General features: G+C 64.7%; 3 protein-coding genes and 1 pseudogene. 1 reads left to right on the top strand and 3 read right to left on the bottom strand.

The window, feature by feature from the left end; all coding sequences use genetic code 11:
* Positions 1-149 precede the first annotated feature (149 nt).
* The gene (nfsA, locus tag BIS11_RS10495) at positions 150-887 is read left to right on the top strand and encodes an oxygen-insensitive NADPH nitroreductase (RefSeq protein ID WP_253586020.1); all 738 of its coding nucleotides are present in this window, start codon (positions 150-152) and stop codon (positions 885-887) included.
* A gap of 7 nt (positions 888-894) precedes the next feature.
* On the opposite strand, the gene BIS11_RS10490 is transcribed toward nfsA, so the two are convergent.
* The 3 genes and pseudogenes from BIS11_RS10490 to BIS11_RS10480 form a co-directional block, all read right to left on the bottom strand.
* On the bottom strand, positions 895-1683 hold the full coding sequence (locus BIS11_RS10490) for a PEP-CTERM/exosortase system-associated acyltransferase (RefSeq protein WP_253425618.1): 789 nt from the start codon (positions 1681-1683) through the stop codon (positions 895-897).
* Entirely contained in the window at positions 1676-4525 is a 2850-nt protein-coding gene (locus tag BIS11_RS10485; protein WP_253425615.1) for an EAL domain-containing protein, read from the bottom strand. The genes BIS11_RS10490 and BIS11_RS10485 overlap by 8 nt, the downstream gene beginning before the upstream one ends.
* Before the next feature lie 27 nt (positions 4526-4552).
* Positions 4553-5161, bottom strand: a pseudogene (locus tag BIS11_RS10480) (OprO/OprP family phosphate-selective porin); the annotation flags it as partial.

Here is a 5161-nt window from a genome sequence, read left to right as displayed (position 1 = left end):
GTGGTGTCGAGGTCATGGCGATTTCCAGGCATCGGCTGAGGGGATGCAGCGTTTTTTTCCAGTATAGCCAGTTACCGGCTATTTTATTAGCGCACAAATGAAGGCGCAGGCGTCATCTGCGACGACGTCACGAGGATAACCGAGGACCTATGAACGATACGATCGAACTGCTGAAATCTCACCGCTCCATTCGTGCCTTTAAAGACCAGAAGATCCCCCGGGAGCTTCTGGTCGAGCTGATAAAGGCCGGGCAGGGGGCGGCGACCTCCAGTCATGTGCAGGCCTACAGCATCATTCACGTGCAGTCGCGGGAAAGCCGCGAGAAGCTTGCCGAACTCGCCGGCGGACAGCCCTACGTCGCCGATGCGTCCACCTTCCTGGTGTTCTGCGCCGACATGAAGCGCCCCCTCGAGGCCGCCGAGCGCGCCGGCGCGGAGGTGATTTCCGGCATGACCGAGCAGCTTCTGGTGGCCACGGTGGATACCGCCCTGGTGGCCCAGAACGTGGTCGTGGCGGCGGAATCTGTCGGGCTTGGCATCTGCTACATCGGCGGGCTGCGCAACAACCCGGGCGCGGTGAGCGAACTTCTGCACCTGCCGGATCACGTCTATCCGGTGTTCGGCCTGTGCATCGGCTATCCCGAGCCCGAGCGCATTCCCGAAATCAAGCCGCGCCTGCCCGTGGAGGCGGTGCTCAAGGAGGAGGTCTACCAGGAGGATGCCGCCGAGGTCGCGGCCTTCGACGACACCATGCGCACCTACTACCGCGCGCGCAGCAGCGCCAACAAGGATACCGACTGGTCGCACAACCTGACCCCGCTGTTCGAGACCAAGCTGCGCGCGCACATGCGCGAGTTTCTCGTCGAGCGCGGCTTCGAGATGAAGTAGCCAAGGATCAGCGGGGTGGGTCGAACTCAATGGTGAGCCGTGCGCGAATCCACTCGAACAGCGGGCGCAGGGCGTCGGGCAGCAGGCATTCGGCGGTGGGCTGATGGATGTAGTAGGGTGCGCGCTTGCCGCAGTACTCGATGATTTCGCCGATCTGCTCGAAGCGCAGTCCTGCCGCGCCCAGCATGCGGTTGAACTTGGGCTCGAGCACCGCGAACACGTTGGGCGTGCCGAGTAGCCCCACCAGCGCCGTGGCGGCGAGGAACAGGCTCAGGCTGATCATCGCCGGGCTTTCATGGCGCCAGCCCCGCTCGCCGGGGTCGGCGCTTTTCTTGCGAAACGCCGGATGTACCGCCAGGCGCGATACCTCGCAGATCTCGCTGCGCTCGAAGGCGCGCGGCGACAGCGGCGAGGTCAGAAGCGCCAGGTCGTAATAGCCCTCGAAGGGCAGCTTCTTGAAGGCGTCGGGGACCAGAACCACCCGCAGGCAGCCGGCATCCAGCCCGCTCTCGCGATGCTTGAGCAGGCACAGCACGCTGTTGTGGTCGTACTCGTCGTGCTCCAGGAACGCCCGGCCGGCGCCGAGCTGGTACTTGAGCTCCTCGCGAAACACCCGGTGGCGCAGTGCGAAGGCGCGCTCGCGCGCCGCGTCGCTATGGGCGATGACGAGTTCGAAGCGCCGCGCGAAGACGTCCACGTCCAGGTGGTCGGGCTTTAGCGGCGGCGCCTTCTCGATCAGCGTCGCCAGGCTCTGGTTGAGGACCCGGTTGTCGTTCGAACCGAAGGGCTCACTCATGGACGCGGCCGTCGAGCAGGAGGGTCAAGGGCATGGGCCTGCCCAGGTGGTACCCCTGGGCATAGTGAATGCCGTGCTCCTGCAGCAGCGGCAACAGCTCCTCCTGGTCGACGAATTCGGCGATGGTCTGCTTGCCGAAGCCCTTGGCGATGTCCGAGATCGCCTTGACGATGGTGTGACTGTCAGGATTGACCAGCAGGTTGCGAATGAACGAGCCGTCGATCTTGATGTAGTCCACGGGCAGTTGGCCCAGGTAGTGGAAGCTGCTGAACCCCACGCCGAAGTCGTCCAGCGCCGTTCGGCAGCCGAGCTGGCGAAATTTTTGCAGCACGTTGTGGGCCACCGAAAAATCGGTGATGGCGGCGGTTTCGGTGACCTCCAGGATCAGGTGGTGCGGGTCGGCCTGACTCTCCTGAAATTCGTCCATCAGGTATTGCGGCAAGCCGTGATCGTGGAGCGACTGCCCCGACAGGTTCACCGACAGCGAGATGCCGCGGCCCTGCAACGCGTGCAGCGCTTGCAGGCTGTGGCGAATCACCCAGCGATCCACCTGGGTGATCAGCCCGCTCTGCTCGGCGACGGGAATGAAATGGGCCGGCGTCACCAGGCTCGTGTCGGCGTTGCGCATGCGCAGCAGCACTTCGAAATGCTTGACCGAGCGGTCGTCGAGGCGAACGATGGGCTGCACCCAGATCTCGAACTCGTCGTGCTCGAGGGCCTGGCGAATGCGCTCGATCCAGTAGACGCGCTCCTGCAGCTCGTCCTTGGCGTTCTCCACCATGGAGAGCAGGTGCCAGTGGGGGCTGCCGCGCTCCTTGGCCTTGTACATGGCGATGTCGGCGCTGGCCAGCAGGTCTTCCGGGGTCTGGCCGTGCATCGGAAACAGGGCGATGCCCACACTTGCGCCGATGTGATGCTTGCGCCCGGCGGCGCTGAACTCGATCGCGTTGATCAACTGGATCACGTACTCGGCGACCTTGATGGCCTGCTCGCTGTTGATGTCCGTCATCAGCAGCGCGAATTCGTCGCCGCCCAGCCTTGCGATGGTGCTGCGCTGGCCGAGGTTGGCGCTGAGCGTGAACGCCACGTCCTTGAGTAGCCGGTCACCCACGTGGTGGCCGCTGAGCTCGTTGATCTCCTTGAACCGGTCGAGATCCAACAGCAGTACGGCGACCTCGGCGTGCTGGGCGAGCGTGGCCATCAGCGCGTCCTGAAAATAGCGCCGGTTGTAGAGCTCGGTGGTGGTGTCGCGCTCGGCGAGCCAGGTCAGGCGCGCCTCGGCGGCCTTGCGCTCGGTGATGTCGAGACCCACCGAGATGCGCGCAAGCGTCGCGGTGCCGGTCTGGCCGAGCGAGGCGTGATACCACACCGCGGTCGCCAATTGGCGTGTGCACACCCTGAAGGTGCTCTCCTCGGGCAGCGGACGCTGCGGGATGCCGGTACTCCAGGGCGCGCTGCTCACCGGTTGGGGGCGATTGAACACGTCGTCGAAGTGACGGCCGACGAGATCGCTCTCCTCCAGCCCCAGCGCCTGGTAGGTGTAGCTGTTGGCCAGGCGAATGCAGCCCTGCTTGTCCTGGGCGATGATGAATACCTGGGCGGTATTGAGCAGTCCGTTGACGAAGTCGCGCTCGCGGGCCAGCTCGTCGATGCGCGTGGAGAGCTCGCTGTTGCGTTCGTTGACGTGGCCCTGCAGGGTTTGCAGCTGCACCGAGAGAGTGCGGGTCGCCTCCTCCAGCACGTCGATCTCGTTTTTCCAGTGCGACCTGGAAGGAAGCAGGCGCTCGCGCACCTGCTCGAACTCGCCCCGGGCCAGGGTGGGGAGCAGGTCCGCCACGCCGCGAAGCCGCGCCATCGGGCGCAGCAGAATCATCAGCAGCAGAAGCTCCGCCAACAGCCAGCCGATCACACCGACCAGCAGGAGCCCCTGGGTCGCGGCCTGAATCGAGATCATCGCAAGCGACGTGTCCGCCACCAGCAGGAAGTAGCCGGTGCTGCGCCAGTCGCTGTCATCCTGCATGTAGACGGCGCTGACCTCGAGGTAGCGGTTGTCATGGTGCGCGCTGTAGGGTGCGTTCACCAACTGGTAGATGGAGGTCTCGGCCGCAGCGGTCTGAAGGATCGGCAGCGTCTGCTCGACGCGGGTCAGGGCGATGATCTGACCGTTCCATTCGGGAATTCGCGGGCCCTGCGGCTGGGCCTCGTTCTCCAGGTTGCCGGTGACCATCAGCGCGATTTCGCTGCCCGAAACCGCCTTCACCTCGCGCATCACATCGGCGAGATCGCGGGTGAAGATCACCACGCCCCGGCTTTCCCCGTCGAGCAGCACCGGCACGGCGGCGAACTGCTGGCAGGCGAGGGCGCAGCGCAGCGTGGTGATCGGCGCTTCCGTGTTCAGCACGTCGTCGATCCAGCGCCGAGCAGGAAACAGCGGGGTGCCGCCGCTGATGCCGAAGTGGATCACCTGCTCGCCGGCCCGGTTGTAGATGTAGATGTTGTCCACGCCGCCTTCGAGCTGAAGCGCCGGCCACTGCGCGCTCAGCAGGTCGTCGAGTTCGGCGCTGTCGTCGTCCAGCAGTGCGTTGCCGAGCTCTGGCGCCGCCGCGGTCAGGCCTGCCAACTGGCGCAGGCCATCGCTCGAGCGCTGCATGGCCAGGCGAATCTCGCGCTGCTGGCGTTCGTGGTGCTGCAGGCGCGTCGATTCCAGCTGCTGGGTCAGGTAGTGCTGACCCAGCCAGACGAACAGCGCCACCAGCGCCAGAAGGAGAAGACTGCTAAGGGCTACCACCCGCCAGGTAAGACTTAGCCAGCGAGGCGCGCGCCGAGTTGCAGTGGCTTGCATAGATGTTCGTACCCCGATGACCGACGCTCAAAAACGCAGTGAAAGTTGTAACAGCAGCATGTTCCAATGCTTGCTCGCCTCCCAGGGGTTGGCGTTATCACGGGTCGGCAACCAGCCCGTGCCATCAATATAGTGGTATTCCGCCGCAAGCATAAGGTTTGCCGTGGGCATCCACTGCACGCCGGTGGTGATGTCGTCGGCGAACTGGGAATACCTCGGGCCGAGACCGCTGCGCTCGTACTGGCGTCCCGAGCGATCCTGGCGGTCGTTGACCAGGCTGTCGTAGCGCAGCAGCCAGCTCCATTCCGGCGTCAGGCGCCGTTCGTACTGCAGGTACCAGCTCTCTCCGGTAGCGTCGAAGGTGCGCGGCGCGCTGCCGTGCAGGTACTGGTTGCGCAGCGCATACTCGCCGGTCACGCTCCACAGGTCCTCGTTGTACTGCAGCGAGAGTATCCAGGGCTGGAAACCGAAATCAGCCGGCTGACCGCTGAAATCGATGTCGAGGTTCACGTCCGCCGCACTCAGCGCCGCGACGAACTTGCCGCTGTCGCTCTCGAACAGCAACTGGGCGATCACCGAAGGGCCGGCGGCGGATATGCTCGCCTGGGCTCCCCAGAAAAGCTGCTCCTCCAGGTC

It is taken from the genome of Halomonas sp. 707D4 (genome assembly GCF_024158685.1).
Taxonomy (GTDB): domain Bacteria; phylum Pseudomonadota; class Gammaproteobacteria; order Pseudomonadales; family Halomonadaceae; genus Vreelandella.
This window is presented reverse-complemented; position numbering and strand designations above follow the sequence as displayed.